Here is an 18,934-nt window from a genome sequence, read left to right as displayed (position 1 = left end):
TTGCAGGGTTGTTGACTACACTCAGCTACCCGAATCACATAGTTTTCCTATGCTCATCGGCTATCTTCGCTTGTCGCCTACCTGCATTCTTGAATTATTTAGAGTAAATGTGCTCAAAAAAGCCCTGTTATTTTTCAATAACAGGGCTGACTGAACTGACGATTTAGTTATTTGATCAGTGCATGCATTTCCTGAACTGAAATCACTTTCTCAGTTGGATCAGCACTCAATGACATGGTTGTTGCAAAACCCCCATTCAATGTAGTGTCATAGTGCACTTTATACTGTAGGGCACTACGGCGGATCAATTTAGAATCTTCAATAGCTTGACGGCCCGCAGTGGTATTAACGATATAATCGTACTCACCATTTTTGATCCTATCTTGAATATGTGGACGCCCTTCGTGAACTTTATTGACTAAACGTGGGTTGATCCCTGCTTCGCCCAGTACAATCGCGGTACCATGGGTCGCATCTAGCTCAAAACCATGTTTCAGTAGTTTAGCGGCTAAATCAACAACACGTGTCTTATCCCCTTCGCGCACCGATAATAAAGCACGCCCTGATTTTTTCATGGTCGAGCTGCTGCCTAACATCGCTTTAGCAAAAGCCTCTGCAAATGTACGGCCAACCCCCATAACTTCCCCCGTTGAACGCATTTCAGGCCCTAAAATGGGGTCAACACCTTGGAATTTGTTAAACGGCAGTACCACTTCTTTCACAGAATAATAAGGAGGAATGATTTCTTTGGTGATGCCCTGCTCTGTCAATGATTGTCCAACCATCACGCGAGCAGCCACTTTCGCGAGTGGAACCCCTGTTGCTTTAGACACAAATGGCACCGTACGTGCGGCACGCGGGTTAACTTCAATCAAATACACTTCATTGTTTTTCACCGCAAACTGTACGTTCATCAAGCCACGAACACGTAATTCAAAAGCTAAACTGCGTACTTGCTCACGCATCACATCTTGGATTTCTTGGCTAAGTGTATAAGCAGGCAATGAACATGCGGAGTCACCTGAGTGAACACCCGCTTGTTCGATGTGCTCCATGATCCCGCCAATCAAGACCATTTCGCCATCACAGATAGCATCCACGTCAACTTCAACGGCATCATCAAGGAAGCGATCTAACAGAACTGGTGCATCATTTGACACACTCACCGCTGTTTGGAAATAACGGCGTAAATCCGTTTCGTCATAAACGATTTCCATTGCTCGTCCACCTAGAACATAAGAGGGACGTACCACCAGCGGATAGCCAATCCCTGCTGCTTTTTCAACAGCCTGTTCGATGGTTGCCACGGTTGCATTTTGTGGCTGTTTTAGATTCAAGCGGTTGACTGCTTGTTGGAAGCGTTCACGATCTTCTGCACGGTCAATCGCATCAGGGCTAGTACCAATCACGGGTACACCAGCGGCTTCTAATGCACGCGCCAATTTCAATGGTGTTTGCCCGCCATACTGAACAATTACCCCTTTAGGCTGTTCAATACGCACAATTTCCAACACATCTTCTAACGTTACTGGCTCAAAGTAGAGGCGGTCTGAAGTATCATAATCGGTTGAAACCGTTTCAGGGTTACAGTTCACCATGATAGTTTCATAGCCATCTTCACGCAGCGCTAATGATGCATGAACACAACAGTAGTCAAATTCAATTCCTTGACCAATACGATTTGGGCCACCGCCTAACACCATCACCTTTGGCTTATCTGAATTAGGGTTTGATTCACACTCTTCTTCATATGTGGAGTACATATAAGCGGTATCAGTGGCGAATTCCGCGGCACAAGTATCCACGCGTTTATATACTGGGTGCAGGTCATAACCTTGACGTAGCTTCCGTAGCTCTGCTTCAGAGACCCCCACCAATTTCGCTAAGCGAGCGTCGGCAAAGCCTTTACGCTTCAATGCACGTAAAAAGTCTTTAGTTAACCCATTAATTCCTTGCTCTGCCACTTGCTCTTCTAAGCGCACGAGCTCTTCAATTTGTACAAGGAACCAGCGGTCAATATTCGTCAGATTAAAGACACCATCTACAGAGAGACCAGCACGGAATGCATCAGCAACATACCAAATACGCTCAGCGCCCGCATCTTTCAATTCACGGCGGATCCGAGTCAACGCTTCGGGATCTTCTTGGCTCACTTTCGGATCAAACCCCGTCGCACCAACTTCAAGGCCACGTAAGGCTTTTTGCATCGACTCTTGGAATGTACGACCAATTGCCATCACTTCACCCACTGACTTCATTTGTGTTGTCAGGCGATCGTTAGTACCTGCAAATTTTTCGAAGTTAAAACGAGGGATTTTTGTCACTACATAGTCAATTGAAGGTTCGAACGATGCAGGTGTACGGCCACCCGTGATGTCATTCATTAACTCATCAAGGGTATAACCGACTGCCAATTTGGCAGCAATTTTAGCAATTGGAAAACCTGTTGCTTTAGAAGCTAAAGCAGAAGAACGTGATACACGAGGGTTCATCTCAATAACAATCAAACGACCGTTTTTCGGGTTAACTGAAAACTGAACGTTTGAGCCCCCCGTTTCAACACCGATTTCACGCAGTACTGCCATTGAGGCATCACGCATGATTTGGTACTCTTTGTCCGTCAGCGTCTGTGCCGGTGCAACGGTAATTGAGTCGCCTGTGTGGATCCCCATCGCATCGAAGTTTTCAATCGAACACACGATAATGCAGTTATCGTTTTTATCGCGTACCACTTCCATTTCATACTCTTTCCAACCGATCAGCGACTCATCAATGAGTAGCTCATTAGTTGGTGAGAGATCTAAGCCTCGCGTACAGATTTCTTCAAATTCTTCACGGTTATAAGCGATCCCGCCGCCCGTGCCACCCATTGTAAAGGAAGGGCGGATGATACAAGGGAAACCAACATCATCAGCAACCGCATAGGCTTCTTCCATATTGTGCGCGATACCTGAACGAGCGGTATCCAAACCAATTTTCTTCATTGCTTTATCAAAGCGCTGGCGATCTTCGGCTTTATCAATAGCATCAGCAGTCGCACCAATCATCGTCACACCAAACTCAGCTAACACACCTTGGCGCTCAAGTTCTAATGCACAGTTCAGCGCTGTTTGCCCACCCATTGTTGGCAATACTGCATCTGGACGCTCTTTTTCGATGATTTTACGTACCACTTCCCAATGGATAGGCTCAATATAAGTTGCATCGGCCATTTCTGGGTCAGTCATGATGGTTGCAGGATTGGAGTTAACTAAAATGACGCGATAGCCTTCTTCACGCAATGCTTTACACGCTTGCGCACCTGAATAGTCAAACTCACACGCTTGGCCGATAACAATCGGGCCAGCCCCTAGGATCAGAATACTTTTTATATCTGTACGTTTTGGCATTTTATTGCTCCCGATTATTTTGCGTTATGACTTGGTTCTGGCGATATTCATTAATCAATTCGATAAAATGGTCGAACAGTGGTGCCGCATCGTGAGGACCAGAGCTTGCTTCAGGGTGACCTTGGAAGCTAAATGCTGGTTTATCTGTGCGGTGAATACCTTGCAGAGTGCCATCAAACAATGATTTATGTGTCACACGTAATGTGTCGGGTAATGTTGATTCATCAACCGCAAAACCGTGGTTTTGAGCGGTGATCATCACAACGTTTTGATCTACATCTTTGACTGGGTGATTCGCACCGTGGTGCCCAAACTTCATTTTTACGGTACTCGCACCACTGGCTAGCGCTAATAATTGATGACCTAAACAGATACCAAAAACAGGGATCTCTGTGGTTAAGAATTGTTGAATTGCTTTGATTGCATAATCACAAGGAGCGGGATCGCCAGGGCCATTTGATAAGAAAATACCATCTGGATCCATCGCTAACACCGTTTCTGCGGATGTTGTCGCTGGCACCACCGTTAAACGACAGCCGCGGTCAACTAGCATACGTAGAATGTTACGTTTCGCGCCAAAATCGTAGGCCACAACATGTAGTGGTAGCTCATCTTCATTTTTTGCGCCCAGCTGACCCTCTTCTAGAGTCCAAGAACCTTGAGTCCAAGTATAAGCTTCTTTAGTGCAGACTTCTTTCGCCAAATCCAAGCCGTTCAGGCCAGAAAATGCGCGTGCTTTATCCAGCGCTAATGCTACGTCAGGGTTATCACCAGCAATAATGCAACCGTTCTGCGCTCCTTTCTCTCTTAACAAACGCGTCAGTTTACGTGTATCAATATCAGCTATTGCAACAACGTTATGGCGCTTCAGGTATTCTGATAGACCTTCCTGACCGCGAAAGTTACTGTAAACCAATGGTAGGTCACGAATTATCAAACCTTGTGCATGAACGTCTGGGGATTCTTCGTCATCGGCATTGGTGCCGACATTACCAATATGAGGATAAGTGAGAGTAACGATTTGGCGGGAATAGGAAGGGTCGGTAATTATTTCTTGATATCCGGTCATTGACGTATTGAAAACGACTTCTCCAACAGCGGCCCCTTCAGCACCAATGGCGCGCCCGTGGAATTCGGTTCCGTCTTCGAGAACCAGTATAGCTGACTTAATCAAAACACCCTCCAGGGAATAATAAATCACAATTAGTGCATATTAATTCAGATTTGAGGATCTAAATCAATGCCAAAATGCGTTTTTAAGCAATTTTTGGCAAATTGCGCGCATTCTAATGATGAGATGAGGTCTTGTCTAGAAAAAAACGCATTTTTTTCGTTTTTTTCTTACTTTTTTGGGTATCAGCCTAACTTTTATTGTATTGAGCACTAAAACAAGCAGCCATAAACACAAAGTAAACGGTTGCAAACCGAATTAGTTGCATAATTGATGATAAAGCATGTTTAGGGATAATAAAAGATGATTATTTAGACAAAAAGGATACAGACGGAGATGATAACAATTAAAAACAATAACAAAAACAAAAAATCAATAACAATAAAGCAAATCATGACAAATAAAACTAAAACACCATGATTTGCCTAGCATTTTAAAATCAAAATAATTAAATATTTTCCAAGTTAAGGACATCTTTCATATTATATAACCCAGACTTTTGAAGAACAACCCAACCTGAAGCCCTAATAGCCCCATTTGCGAATGTCATCCGACTGGAAGCCTTATGTGTTATTTCTACACGCTCACCGATATCAGCAAACATAGCCGTATGCTCACCAACAATGTCGCCTGCACGTACGGTCGCAAAACCAATTGAACCAGCTTCGCGCTCGCCTGTATATCCTTCACGTGAGTAAACAGCACAATCTTTTAGCTCTTTACCCAGTGCGCTAGCGATTGACTCACCCATCGCCAGTGCCGTACCGGATGGCGCATCCACTTTATGACGATGATGGGCTTCAATGATCTCAATATCGGTATAGTCACCCATTACTTTTGCCGCTTTTTCTAATAATTTAAGAACAACGTTAACACCGACACTGAAATTTGCCGCAAATACAATTGGAATAGATTTAGCGGCATCAGCAATCGCTTGTTTACCTTGTTCATCAAACCCTGTAGTACCAATCACCATTGCTTTGCTATTTGCGCGGCAGAAAGCCAAATACTGCAAGGTCGCTTCTGGGCGAGTAAAATCAATGACCACATCAAAGTCATTAGCAACTTTATCTAACGAATCAACAATCGAAATGCCTAATTTACCAATACCTGCTAATTCACCCGCATCAGTGCCAACCAGTGTAGAACCAACTCGCTCAATTGCCGCGCCTAGTTGAATACCCTCTTGCTGTTGTGCAGCCTGAATGAGTTGGCGTCCCATACGCCCACCAGCGCCAACAACGGCAACTCGGACTGTTGAATTCGTCATTTAATATCCTTTTAGTCATCTTGTAGTGGATTTATACGCTCACAAACCTGAGAGCCACTGCATAATTTAAAAACTCATTACTCTATTCTAAATACTTCGAGATACGGGTAAACAACAAGCTAAGATAGGCGGGGAATATAGATGAACTATGTGACTCGGCGAACGTAGCGTAGTCCCCCCTGCATCTTGAAGTATGACAAGTATATATAGATTAACCAGCCCATCAAAACCACGCTAGCTATAATCACCAATTATTAACAAAAGCGTACAACGCGCTAGAATTATCAGAAAAAGTTGTTAAACCGTTTGCAATAAAGTATGACGAGTCTAAAAAATGGCTGTGAATCACATGCTAACAGGTCTAGACTTATGTTTTATCGTCACAATTGTTCGATTTAAGCAAGGTAGCTCTCTATCATATGGCTAACACTCACATTGGCTTTCCAACAGAAACCGTTATCGTTTTCATCGCATTAGCTATCGGCGCTATTGCCATCGATTTATTCATGCACCGCTCAGATAAAGCAATCACCCTTAAAAATGCCATTTTTTGGTCGCTGTTCTGGGTGGTTATTGCAATGGTTTTTGCTGTATTTCTCTATTTACATCATGGTTCTGAGGTAGCAAGCTTGTTTATCACAGGTTATGTCCTTGAAAAGGTACTCTCCGTTGATAATTTGTTCCTAATGATGGCTATTTTTTCTTGGTTCTCAGTCCCTAATCATTATCGACATCGTATTTTGTATTGGGGAGTTATTGGCGCCATCGTCTTCCGAGGCATTTTCGTTGCTATCGGCACGGGGCTACTTAGCCTAGGGCCATATGTTGAACTGATTTTTGCATTCGTTGTGGCGTGGTCAGCAGTTATGATGCTAAAACAGCGTGATGATGATGAGATAGAAGATTATTCACAGCATCTTGCATATCGGTTAGTTAAGCGTTTTTTTCCTATTTGGCCTAAGATCAGCGGCAATGCTTTTTTATTAACCCAAAAAGAAGTTGATCTCGAACTCAGTAAACCTGAAAACCAAAATATCAAAGTAGGAAGAGTAACCAAAGCAGCCTACTATGCAACACCACTAATGCTATGTGTCGCAATTATTGAATTATCGGATGTTATGTTTGCTTTCGATTCGGTGCCTGCAATTATTGCCGTCAGCCGCGAACCACTGATTGTTTATAGCGCGATGATGTTTGCCATACTGGGTTTACGTACTTTGTACTTTGTCCTTGAGGCATTAAAACAATATTTAGTCTATCTGGAAAAAGCGGTAATTGTGTTGCTATTTTTCGTGGCAGGGAAATTAGCGCTGAATGCCACCGATCACCTCTGGCACCACGGTTACACTATTTCAACGAATATCAGTTTATGGGTGATCCTTGCGGTATTAGCCATAGGTGTGCTGGCAAGTGTGATTTTTCCAAAAAAGAATAACTAACGACACTCACCTCTTGATAATCACGTTATCAAGAGGTTTTACCATTACTGATCTTTCGCGATCACATCTCGATATTTATAACGGTAGTGCTTTTTATGAAAGTGACGCCAATGCGCATCTTGTGCCGCTTGCAATAATTCAAAATCACCTCGGGTATCACCCCATGCCCTCAAATGATATTGGCTTAAATCACCATATACTTGCTCTAAACGCTTCACTTTTTGCTCACGACGACAGTTTTGTCCAACCAAATTACCTGTTAATTTGCCATCAATGATTTCCAGTTCAGTGCTAATCAATTTAATACCTAGTCGTTCTGCAAAAGGCTTAAGTACAAGGGAAGGGGAAGCAGAACAAATAGTCACTTCAGCACCACTTTCGACCTCAGCGGCCACCCCTAATACCCCTTCTGGGCGCATTAATGTAGGCCAATAAGTTTGACAGAACTGTTCGGCTTTTTCTCTCAGCCACTTTTCATCAACCCCCGTTAAGAAGGTTCTAATTAAGACTTCTTTCAGTTCATCTCTGGTCAATTTACGTCTAGCGCATTGTAAGCTAGGCAAAACTAATTTAATAATTTTGCGTGAAAAGCGGTACTTCCCAAACGTAAACTTCAAAAAGGGAATAAAACTGTCGTGATAAGTCAATGTGCCATCAAAATCAAATACAGAGAGCACATTAGATGAATTGGCAATATTGTCCGGTACCAATGAAGACTCCAAAAAATAATACATCCCCCTAATTATTTAAATTAACTAGCGGGATGATTAATGCTAATTAACTAATTTCTTTAACTTCAACACGCAACTCTTTAGGCACTTCAAACACGATATTTTCTTCGCGACCTTGAAGTTCAACGACATCATTCGCGCCAAGTTCTTGCAGCCTATCAATGACTTGACGGACTAAAATATCAGGCGCAGAGGCTCCGGCCGTCAGTCCAATAATATTTTTATCAGCTAGCCACTCAATTTTAATATCTTCCGCACCATCAATTAAATAGGCTGGCTTTTTCATCCGAGAAGCTAACTCAGCTAAACGGTTGGAGTTTGATGAGTTTTTCGAACCAACCACCAGCACTATATCAGCACGTTCTGCAAGTTCACGTGCGGCTTCCTGCCTATTGGTCGTCGCATAGCAAATATCATCTTTACGGGGACCAACAATACTAGGGAAACGCTGAGTTAATGCATCAATGACATCAGATGTATCATCAACCGAAAGCGTTGTTTGCGTCATAAAACAGAGGTTGTCTTCGTCTTTAACCTGTAATTTCCAAACATCTTCAGGACTTTCAACGAGGTACATTCCACCTTCAGGGTTGCTGTATTGCCCCATTGTTCCTTCAACTTCAGGGTGTCCTGCGTGGCCAATAAGGATAGCTTCTTTGCCTTTTCGGCTTGCACGAGCAACTTCCATATGTACCTTGGTCACTAAAGGGCATGTGGCATCAAACAACATGGTTAAATCGCGAGAGCGCGCTTCTTGGCGTATCGCTTGAGAAACACCATGTGCAGAGAAAATTAAGATAGAACCATCAGGTACTTCAGAGATCTCTTCAATAAAAATAGCACCACGCTGACGCAGGTCATCAACGACATAACGATTATGAACCACCTCATGACGGACATAAATCGGGGCGCCATAAAGCTCCAACGCTCTTTCAACAATGCTGATTGCGCGGTCTACCCCTGCACAAAAGCCACGAGGGTTAGCCATTAATATTTGCATTTTGACTCTCCAATTGCGGGTCAATCTCAAGCACTTCAATATCAAAACTGATTTGTTGCTCTGCGAGTGGGTGGTTAAAATCAATAGTGATCGATTCACCCTCTATTGATTTTACTACCCCTGGCATCTCACTGCCATTCATTGCAGTAAAAAGCATGATCGTGCCAATCTCAGGTATCCCTGTTTCAGTGAAATCACGCAAGGAAAAGTATTGGACCAAATCAGGGTTATGTTTTCCAAATATGACATCACCTGGTAAAGAAAAACTTTTCTTTTCCCCAATACTCAGCCCTAAAAGTTGCTGCTCCAATTCAGATGACAACGAGCCATTACCTAAACTAAACAGCGCCGGTTTCCCTTGGCTATATGAAGAATCCGCCGTTGAACCGTCTTCTAATTTCATTGTGAAATGCAGCAATACCGCGCTATGCGGCTGTACCTGAGTCGACATAAACCGAACCTATTTTCTATCATATAAATTAGCCCGGAAGAACCGGGCTAGGTGCTGTTGGCCTTTGATGGCCAATTTTCATTCGGATTAAAAGCATTTAGACAAAGTCAGAGCCCCGCCGTCTAGCTGCACCTCGAATGATTCAATATATTTTACCTGTTAATCCTCTTTCTTTTTGCTTTTATCTGGCAAAAAGCCTTCGAGGATCACCAATGCCGCACCTAAGCAGATAGCGATATCTGCAAGGTTAAATGTTGGGTAGTGCCAATTACCAATATAAAAATCAATATAATCGACAACAAAACCATGCATTAAGCGGTCACTCAGATTACCAATTGCTCCACTGATGATCAGAGCGTACGCGATATTGCTTAACCGTTTTTGTGCGCTCTGACGATACATCATTACAATGAGAATGATAGATATCGCAATTGCCACACCAGCAAAGAACCAGCGTTGCCAGCCGCCCTCATCCGCTAAGAAACTAAATGCAGCGCCAAAGTTTTGCGCATACATAAGATTGAGGTAAGGCATAATTGGATGTGGTTCATACAAGTTCATCTCTTTCAAGACAAGCTGCTTAATCCCTAAATCCAATGCAATCAGCACGACTGTTAACCACAGCCAGCGCAATCCAGTAGAACAAATTGGTCTCTTCATTTATTATGCAAACTTACGTAGTTCACCGTTACCGGCTACGTTAGTGACACAGCGACCACACAATTCAGGGTGATCAGCAACGGAGCCTACATCATTAGCATAGTGCCAGCAACGAGGGCATTTCTCACCAGATGCTTTGCTAAAGCCAATTTTCAGGCCACTCAGCTCTGATTGCTGTGCATCCGCTGGCGCAGAAGCGATATCTGCAACAGTCACTTGGGAAGTTAGCAACACAAAACGCAGTTCATCCGCTAAGCAATTTAGTTTCGCGGCCAAGTCTTTATCTGCATACAACACCACTGCAGCCTCTAATGAACCACCAATATGTTTATCTGCGCGTGCTTGTTCAAGCACCTTGTTCACTTCGCCACGAACAGCCAATAACTCCGCCCAGAACTCATCGTTCATTTCTTCCGAAGCATCCAAGCCAAACAGTGCATCGTACCATTCTTCTGTTAATACGTATTTAGCACGCTCTCCTGGCATTTCATTCCAGACTTCATCAGCAGTGAAGGAAAGTACAGGCGCAATCCAACGCACTAACGCTTCAACAATGTGGAACAGTGCTGTTTGGCAACTACGACGCGCAAGGCTATCGCTCTTCGCGGTATATTGACGATCTTTAATGATGTCTAGATAGAAAGAGCCCATTTCGATTGAGCAGAAATGCATTAAGCGCTGAATAACTGATAAGAAATCATATTCGTCGTAAGCTTTTGCGATTTCCTTCTGTGCTGCTAGTGCACGGCCTACCGCCCAGCGATCTAACACCACCATATCTTCAGGCTTCACCATATCAGTCGCTGGATTGAAACCGTTTAAGTTAGCTAAGAAGAAACGAGCTGTATTACGAATACGGCGATAAGAATCAGCTGCACGTTTCAAAATTTCATCTGAAACCGCAATTTCACCAGTATAATCAGTTGATGCCACCCATAAGCGTAAGATATCAGCACCAAGTTTGTTCATCACATCCTGTGGGCTAACGGTGTTACCTAACGATTTAGACATCTTGCGACCTTGACCATCCACAGTAAAGCCGTGTGTCAATACTTGACGGTATGGCGCTTTGCCTTTCATTGCTGTCGACAGCATGAGTGAAGACATAAACCAACCACGATGTTGGTCTGAACCTTCAAGGTACATATCTGCTGAATTACCATGGTATTCAGGACGTGCATCCACAACAGCAAAGTGTGTTGACCCTGAATCAAACCAAACGTCTAAAGTATCCGGTACTTTACGATAAATTTCAGCTTCTTCGCCAAGTAATTCAGCAGGATCCAGATCCCACCATGCTTGGATGCCATCAACTTCGACACGTTTCGCCACTTCTTCCATCAATTCTAATGTACGAGGATGCAGCTCTTCAGTGTCTTTATGTACGAACAACGACATTGGAGTACCCCAAGTACGTTGACGAGAGATACACCAGTCAGGGCGATTTTCGACCATTGATTCGATACGTGCACGCCCCCAACCTGGGATCCACTGAACAATATCAATTTCTTTCAGTGACTGCTCACGTAAGCCATTTTTGTCCATGCCAATAAACCATTGTGGTGTAGCACGGAAAATAACTGGTGTTTTATGGCGCCAACAACATGGGTAACTATGAGAAATGGCTTGTTTGTACAGCAGAGCCCCTTTTTCTTTCAGAAGCTCAACAATCAGGTCATTAGCTTTAAAAATAAATACACCATCAAGTGTTGGATAGGTATTTGTTAAGAAACAACCATCTGGCCCAACTGGGTTTGCTGTTTCTAGACCATATTTCTGACCAACCACATAGTCCTCTGGACCATGGCCCGGTGCCGTATGGACTGCACCTGTACCTGCATCTAACGTGACATGGTCGCCTAAGATTGCCGGAACATCGAAGCCCATAAATGGATGTTGGAAACGCAATAATTCAAGTGCACTACCATCACACTCACCAAGCACTTTCCATGACTCTACACCTGCGGTTGTCATGACATCTTTAACTAAATCAGCCGCAAGAATAGTCACGTCGCCGTCAGCCTCAACCAACTGATATTTAAACTCAGGGTTCAAAGAAATCGCGCGGTTAGCAGGCAGTGTCCAAGGTGTAGTTGTCCAAATAACCAAAGAAGGTGTTTTATCACCTGTCGTTGCAAATTTCTCGTAGACCGCTTGGCTATCTACTGCTGGGAAGCGCACATAAATAGAAGGTGATGTTTTGTCATAATATTCAACTTCCGCTTCGGCTAATGAAGAGCCGCAAGCTGTACACCAGTGAACCGGTTTCGCCCCTTTCACTAAATGACCATTAGCGATAGTTTTTGCCAATGCTCTGATAATGTGAGCTTCGGTTTTAAAATCCATCGTCAAATAAGGCTTATCCCACTCGCCTAATACCCCAAGACGCATAAAGTCAGCTTTTTGCCCTTCAATTTGCTCTTTAGCGTATTGACGGCATTGTGCACGAAATTCAGCGGCGGATACTTTTTCGCCCGGTTTACCAACGATTTGTTCAACTTTATGTTCAATCGGTAGACCATGGCAATCCCAACCAGGGATGTATGGGGAATCATAGCCCGCCAACCCTTTGGATTTAATAATAATGTCTTTGAGAATTTTGTTAACTGAGTGACCAATATGAATACTGCCGTTAGCGTACGGAGGTCCATCGTGCAGAATAAATGTTTTCTTGCCCGATTTTGCTTTACGGATTGCTTGATACAAACCTTCTTTGTACCAGCGCTCTAACATCTGTGGTTCGCGTTTTGCGAGATCACCACGCATTGGAAACCCTGTTTCTGGTAGATTCAGGGTATTTTTATAGTCACTCATCGATTCTCAGTTCCATTTTTCCGCTAAATTATCTGACACCTGTTGCAGCTAAGTAATCCCTAGCTGTAATCACATCTTTAGCTATTTGCTCCTTCAGGGCATCTAATGAAGCAAATCGCTGTTCATCACGTATTTTTTTACGTAATACGACATCAATATGACGTCCATATAAATCCATAGTAGTATCAATTAGATGGACTTCTAATTGTTGCCCTTTTCCAGAAACCGTTGGCCTCGTACCAATATTGGCCACACCGGGCAAGGGTTTATCTCCTAAACCATGTACTTCTACAGCATACACACCCATAACAGGGGTGACCAATCGTTTTAATGGCAGGTTTGCAGTCGGAAAACCAATGGTACGACCAAGTTGGTTACCATGAACCACACGCCCACTAATACGATATGGATGACCTAATAATGTTTCTGCTAATACTAGATCATTATCTTGTATTGCTTTGCGGATCGCTGTACTGCTAATACGCAATCCTGAATCACAAAAACTTTCTGTATCCGCGACTTCGAAGCCGTACTGACTTCCTGCTTGCTGAAGGAACGCAAAGTCCCCCATGCGATTTTTGCCAAAACGGAAATCATCGCCAATAGCGAGATATTTCACACCCAATTTTTCAACCAGTAAATCAGCCACAAACTCAGACGGCGTCAGTGAGGCAAAATGTTGGTTAAACTCAACACAAAGAAGGTAATCAATACCACTGTCTGCTAAGTATTTCACTTTGTCCCGCAAGCGAGTCAAACGAGCTGGCGCTTTATCACCAATAAAAAACTCAAGTGGCTGAGGCTCAAAAATCATCACGACAGTGGGTAATCCCAACTGCTCACCCTTCAGTTTTAAATTTTGAAGTAAAACCTGATGTCCACGGTGGACACCGTCAAAATTACCAATAGTCAGTACGCAACCATGATGGTACGCCCGGATATTCTGTATACCGCGAATTAGCTCCATAACAGGCTCAATACCGAGGAAATAGCTGGATTATACCTTGTACGACGCTTAAGGTTAACCCAAGTTCGTAAAAGGTTTCATTTAATCACCATTTTTTGATCATCACACCCATTATAGAGTCAATTTCTTACGACTCTACACCTAGAGGATGGTTGCAAATTACCCACCGCAAATAAAAAGATCAAAATATAGGGATAACCAATGGATTATCAATACAACAAATTTGCGCTGAGGTCTCGAAAAATCGTAAAATTTTCTGACTTTCACAGCTACAAGTGCAACTCATTGTAATCAATGACCAATAATCAAACAACTATTGTTCGATATTCATACTCACCCCCCTATTCACTATCTTAAAAATTTTCTCGACTAAAAAATTTTTTATTATCTAGCATCAATTACGCTTTTTTTCGTGCGAAGATCTGTATTCCTCTAGCATTTGCTGATAGAATCTTGCACCATTCACAAACGCACTTACGTCGAAGTACACGACGTTTATTTGCACAAATCCATTGACAAATGAAGGCCGAAAGGGCATATTCCTCGACCTTTGAATTGTCCTCAATAGAATACATTTGGGAGTTGGACCTTGGCTAATATCAAATCAGCTAAGAAACGCGCTATACAATCTGAGAAACGTCGTCAGCACAACGCTAGCCGTCGTTCTATGGTGCGTACTTTTATCAAGAAAGTTTACCTTGCTATCGCTGCTGGCGATAAAGAAGCGGCTCAGAAAGCATTCAATGACATGCAGCCTATTGTTGATCGTCACGCCACTAAAGGCCTGATCCACAAAAATAAAGCAGCTCGTCATAAAGCTAACTTAGTTGCTCAAATCAAAGCAATGTAATTTTGCTTCTTGATTAGCTAAAAAAACCGGCTCTTGCCGGTTTTTTTGTCTGTTAAACTTTTTTCTCAAGCTTATCAAAGGGTGTTGAGAATAGATTTGAAAAATCTTTATTACAGACACGCTGAACAGCAGGATGCTGTATCATACGTTCAGCAAAAATAACAAAATACTCTTCTTTCACGCTATCGAGCCGTCCTAATTCGATCACGTCTTCTCCAGCCAAAATATCTGCTGCATATAATGAAGGCGCCACAAATATGGCATTATGAGACACACCAAACGCTTTCATTAAAGCGGCATCATCAAATTCGCCGAGAACTTCAACTTCCAAGTTTTTATTACGGATCCACGTGAGTAAGTGGCGACCTAACATAGAACGACGACCGGGTATTAACAAGCGACGCTCTTCTAAACACTCAGGGAATGGCTTCTTAGGCACCGGTTGACGACAAAAGAAACTCATACTACATTCGCCTAGCTTCACAGAAAACAAACCTTCTTGTTGTGATGAATCCACAGGACAATCAGATAGGATCATATCAAGCTTGTGCTGACTTAATTGCTCAAGCAACATCTCATGAGTAGATTCGAAGCAGCGTAAGTGGATCTGCTCATGCTCAACCACCGCCGTTTCTAATACTCGGCTCACCAGCTGTTTTGATAACGCGTCAGCAACCCCGACATCAAACAACAAGTTCGATTCTCGGCTATAGTTGACAATATCAAGCATCTCTTGGCTAAGCATAAACATTTTATCAGCATAGCGAAAAATAAGCTGCCCAAGCTCAGACGGCACTAAACCACGCCCTTGCCGCTTAAATAGTTTACCGCCTAACCGCTCTTCTAATGCTTTTATTTGCCCTGTGATAGTCTGAGGCGTTAAATACAACGCATCAGCGGCCCCAACCACTGAACCCTCTTTACATACATGCCAAAAATAATAAAGATGGTTAAAATTAAGATGTGAAACCCGCATATCATTTCCTTCCATACCACCAATAGTCGCCTGACCATATTGGTTCTATACTCATCATGCCTTCAAGATGCGGGGATTTTCGTTAAGACATAATCGCTTTATGGGTCACAGTGTTTCTCTATGCACTCCACCTGTCTTCGATGATCGCCTACCTGCATCTCGAATTATTTAGAGTCTACATGCCCTTTTTCAGGAGCTATTATAAAAATACCCGCAGCACAAAAAGTGAATACTGCGGGTACATCATAATGGATTAACTCGGAAATTCTTACTATTTATTTCTAAAATTATTGGAATTCAGACAATCACTATTTTTGTTGACCTTTCGGTAACACTACCTTTAACAAAAAATAACCTAAAAATGCGGCAAGTGTCGAACCTATCAAAATACCCAGCCGTGAATAGGTACTGTAGCTTTCATCCAGCCCATCAAAAGCAAGACCAGTGATGAAAATAGACATAGTAAAACCGATTCCACATAAGACAGATACAGCGAATACCTGCTTCAAATTAATTGACTCCGGTAATTTGGCAAAACCAAGTTTTACCGAAACCCAACTAAATAGAAAGATCCCTAGTGGTTTACCAAATAATAATCCTGCGGCAACACCTAAAGGTAATGTGCTCATCAAACCATCTAGTGTCACACCATTTAATTGAACCCCTGAATTTGCAAAAGCAAATATTGGTAAAATCATATAGGCAACCCATGGATGCAATACATGTTCTAACTCTTCTGATGGCTTAGTATTATTGGTGCCACGAAGTGGGATCAAGAAGCCAACAATAACACCGGCTAACGTCGCATGAACCCCTGATTTGAGTATACATACCCACAAAATTAGCCCGATAACTAAATAAGCTGCGGTATTTTCAACTCGCCGCCAATTCATCATAATCAATATCGCTACACATAAAGCCGCTAAGCCCAGCGCAACCATAGACAGTGAATTAGTATAGAAAAATGCAATGATGACAATAACACCAAGATCATCAATAATGGCAAGCGCCAATAAAAATACCTTTAATTCCGTCGGTACACGCTTACCTAATAACGCCATCACCCCTAATGCAAAAGCGATATCTGTTGCGGCGGGTATTGCCCAACCTTGACGAGTAACCTCATCTGCTCCATTAAATAATAAATAAATCAGAGCTGGTGCTAACATTCCGCCTAAAGCTGCAATGGCTGGGAAAATAGCTTTATCTTTACCTGCTAATGATCCTTCAAGTAGCTCACGCTTAACTTCAAGACCAACAACAAGAAAGAAAATGGCCATCAAAAAATCATTAATCCATAAAATTAATGGCTTATCGAGTTCTAATGATGAAATTTTAACGGCGATTGGAATATCTAAAAACTGCTGATATAGCCCCTGAAATGGCGAATTTGCCATAATTAATGCGACTATGGCAGCAATGATCAGGAGTAGCCCTCCTGCTGCTTCTAACCTTAAAAATTTACGGATGATTGCTGTCATATGTTTAACCTCAAAATAAACAGAGTGTTAATACTATGCTAATCATTGATTCGTAAAAAATCGTTTATTTATCCATTATCATTCGGATTTAACGAATATTTAGAGAAATAGCTCACTAAATATGCTAAATAATCGTTAAATTTTAATATAGACAAATTAATTTGAATTTGCTCACCCTTTTTCATATTGAAGAACTCCGAAATCAAACACTCAGGTTTACGCTATTGCCTTTTCACTTATTAAAACAAGTTATATAAGCTTAAACCCTCGCTCAATTTTCGTCTGCAACGTTGTGAATATTGGTGATTTATTTACGTTCGTGCTCGAAGCTCTGTGCATCTTTTGCAATAAATAACAGACAAAATAGCAATCGCTTCACAAAATGCGCTATGGATAAGAGTGATAGGTTAATTTAGCCTAATATTCATCACGATCAGCGGTGTCTTTTAAGCAGAAAGACTCTTCATCAAGCTTAGCGGATAAAAAAACACCCGCAAAAGCGAGTGTTTTAAAATAATGAAGAAGTAATAATATAATTATTATTTGTTAGTCAGGTCATCAAAGAATTTCTTCACGCCATCTAAAAAGCGTTTTGAACGTGGACTATTTTTTTCACCACTAGTACCACCCAATGATTCACCGAACTCTTTGAGCAATTCTTTTTGTTTCTCATTAAGCTTAACGGGTGTTTCAACCACAATGTGGCACATCAAATCACCTTGCAATCCACCTCGAACAGATTTCACACCTTTTCCTTTCATACGGAAAACTTTACCTGTTTGAGTTTCTGCTGGGATCTTCAGTTTCACGCGACCATCGAGGGTTGGGACTTCAATTTCACCGCCCAATGCTGCAATTGCAAAGTTGATAGGGACTTCGCAATGTAAGTTGTTACCATCACGCTCAAAAATATTATGTGGCAACACGTGGACTTGAACAAACAGATCACCCGCTGGCGCGCCATTCTCACCTGCTTCACCTTCGCCTGATAAACGAACGCGATCACCAGTATCAACCCCAGCAGGGATTTTAACTGACAATGTTTTATAACGTTCAACACGACCATGTCCATGACATTTGTTGCATGGGTCTTTAATCACTTTACCACGGCCATGACAGGTTGGGCATGGTTGTTGAACCGAGAAGAACCCCTGACGCATATGCACCTGTCCCATACCATGACAGGTTGGGCAAGTGTCCGCACTCGTTCCAGGTTTCGCACCACTGCCATGGCAGACATCGCAGCTTTCCAAAGTTGGGATACGGATCTCTTTGGTCACTCCACGGACAGCCTCTTCAAGAGTCAACTCCATGTTGTACTGTAGATCAGAACCACGGCTTGGGCGCTGTTGTCTACGGCCGCCTCCAAAAATATCACCGAAGACGTCACCAAAGATATCGCTAAAGTCAGCACCGCCACCAAAGCCGCCGCCGCCGCCCATACCACCTTGCTCAAACGCAGCGTGGCCATATTGATCATATGCGGCACGCTTTTGCTCGTCAGATAGCACTTCGTAAGCTTCTTTTATTTCTTTAAACTTTGATTCCGATTCTTCTTTGTTTTCCTGATTACGATCAGGATGATATTTCATCGCTAAGCGCTTGTATGCTCGCTTGATGTCTTTATCAGAAGCATTTTTTTCGAGGCCTAATACCTCATAAAAATCTCTTTTCGCCATTTATTTTACCCTTAACATGCCGACACGGGCGTAGAGTTTCCTCGACGCCCGTGTTC

The 18,934-nt window shown here is 42.7% G+C and carries 14 protein-coding genes; 2 read left to right on the top strand and 12 right to left on the bottom strand.

Going from position 1 to position 18,934, the window contains the following annotated elements; translation table 11 throughout:
• Positions 1 to 167: 167 nt before the first annotated feature.
• The 3 genes from carB to dapB form a co-directional block, all read right to left on the bottom strand.
• Positions 168 to 3,389 carry a carbamoyl-phosphate synthase large subunit gene (carB, locus tag M1E96_RS03235; protein ID WP_140182779.1) on the bottom strand — a complete coding sequence of 1,074 codons (3,222 nt, stop codon included), beginning with the start codon at positions 3,387 to 3,389 and terminating at the stop codon, positions 168 to 170.
• Between the two features lies 1 nt (position 3,390).
• The gene (gene carA, locus M1E96_RS03230; protein ID WP_272580413.1) at positions 3,391 to 4,563 is read right to left on the bottom strand and encodes a glutamine-hydrolyzing carbamoyl-phosphate synthase small subunit; all 1,173 of its coding nucleotides are present in this window, start codon (positions 4,561 to 4,563) and stop codon (positions 3,391 to 3,393) included.
• A 445-nt stretch (positions 4,564 to 5,008) separates the two neighbouring features.
• On the bottom strand, positions 5,009 to 5,830 hold the full coding sequence (dapB, locus tag M1E96_RS03225; protein WP_140182778.1) for a 4-hydroxy-tetrahydrodipicolinate reductase: 822 nt from the start codon (positions 5,828 to 5,830) through the stop codon (positions 5,009 to 5,011).
• A 419-nt stretch (positions 5,831 to 6,249) separates the two neighbouring features.
• Here dapB and M1E96_RS03220 point away from each other — a divergent pair, with 419 nt between their 5' ends.
• The gene (locus M1E96_RS03220) at positions 6,250 to 7,269 is read left to right on the top strand and encodes a TerC/Alx family metal homeostasis membrane protein (RefSeq protein WP_070926875.1); all 1,020 of its coding nucleotides are present in this window, start codon (positions 6,250 to 6,252) and stop codon (positions 7,267 to 7,269) included.
• Positions 7,270 to 7,313: 44 nt separating this feature from the next.
• On the opposite strand, the gene M1E96_RS03215 is transcribed toward M1E96_RS03220, so the two are convergent.
• From M1E96_RS03215 to ribF, 6 genes are all read right to left on the bottom strand, one after another.
• The gene (locus M1E96_RS03215; protein ID WP_272580414.1) at positions 7,314 to 7,991 is read right to left on the bottom strand and encodes an HAD family hydrolase; all 678 of its coding nucleotides are present in this window, start codon (positions 7,989 to 7,991) and stop codon (positions 7,314 to 7,316) included.
• A gap of 55 nt (positions 7,992 to 8,046) precedes the next feature.
• Complete coding sequence (ispH, locus tag M1E96_RS03210) at positions 8,047 to 9,000, bottom strand: 4-hydroxy-3-methylbut-2-enyl diphosphate reductase (RefSeq protein ID WP_272580415.1); 954 nt, start codon at positions 8,998 to 9,000, stop codon at positions 8,047 to 8,049.
• A complete protein-coding gene (gene fkpB, locus M1E96_RS03205) occupies positions 8,981 to 9,451 on the bottom strand; it encodes an FKBP-type peptidyl-prolyl cis-trans isomerase (protein ID WP_272580416.1) in 471 nt (156 codons plus the stop codon). Before fkpB ends, ispH begins: the two co-directional genes overlap by 20 nt.
• A 159-nt stretch (positions 9,452 to 9,610) precedes the next feature.
• The gene (lspA, locus tag M1E96_RS03200) at positions 9,611 to 10,111 is read right to left on the bottom strand and encodes a signal peptidase II (protein ID WP_070926883.1); all 501 of its coding nucleotides are present in this window, start codon (positions 10,109 to 10,111) and stop codon (positions 9,611 to 9,613) included.
• Between the two features lie 3 nt (positions 10,112 to 10,114).
• The gene (gene ileS / locus M1E96_RS03195; RefSeq protein WP_070926885.1) at positions 10,115 to 12,925 is read right to left on the bottom strand and encodes an isoleucine--tRNA ligase; all 2,811 of its coding nucleotides are present in this window, start codon (positions 12,923 to 12,925) and stop codon (positions 10,115 to 10,117) included.
• A gap of 28 nt (positions 12,926 to 12,953) precedes the next feature.
• Positions 12,954 to 13,892: a bifunctional riboflavin kinase/FAD synthetase gene (gene ribF / locus M1E96_RS03190; protein WP_070926887.1), complete on the bottom strand. Its 939-nt coding sequence runs from the start codon at positions 13,890 to 13,892 to the stop codon at positions 12,954 to 12,956.
• 589 nt (positions 13,893 to 14,481) lie between these two features.
• Between ribF and rpsT the strand changes: the two genes are divergently transcribed.
• Complete coding sequence (gene rpsT, locus M1E96_RS03185) at positions 14,482 to 14,742, top strand: 30S ribosomal protein S20 (protein ID WP_070926889.1); 261 nt, start codon at positions 14,482 to 14,484, stop codon at positions 14,740 to 14,742.
• Between the two features lie 52 nt (positions 14,743 to 14,794).
• On the opposite strand, the gene nhaR is transcribed toward rpsT, so the two are convergent.
• The 3 genes from nhaR to dnaJ form a co-directional block, all read right to left on the bottom strand.
• A complete protein-coding gene (nhaR, locus tag M1E96_RS03180; RefSeq protein WP_070926891.1) occupies positions 14,795 to 15,718 on the bottom strand; it encodes a transcriptional activator NhaR in 924 nt (307 codons plus the stop codon).
• A 308-nt stretch (positions 15,719 to 16,026) separates the two neighbouring features.
• Positions 16,027 to 17,199, bottom strand: a complete 1,173-nt coding sequence (gene nhaA, locus M1E96_RS03175; RefSeq protein ID WP_140182774.1) for a Na+/H+ antiporter NhaA — start codon at positions 17,197 to 17,199, stop codon at positions 16,027 to 16,029.
• A gap of 539 nt (positions 17,200 to 17,738) precedes the next feature.
• Positions 17,739 to 18,878, bottom strand: coding sequence for a molecular chaperone DnaJ (gene dnaJ / locus M1E96_RS03170; RefSeq protein ID WP_070926893.1), 1,140 nt, complete (start codon positions 18,876 to 18,878; stop codon positions 17,739 to 17,741).
• Positions 18,879 to 18,934 lie beyond the last annotated feature (56 nt).

The organism is Providencia sp. PROV236, from assembly GCF_033676985.1.
GTDB classification, from domain to species: Bacteria; Pseudomonadota; Gammaproteobacteria; order Enterobacterales; family Enterobacteriaceae; genus Providencia; species Providencia manganoxydans.
This window is presented reverse-complemented; position numbering and strand designations above follow the sequence as displayed.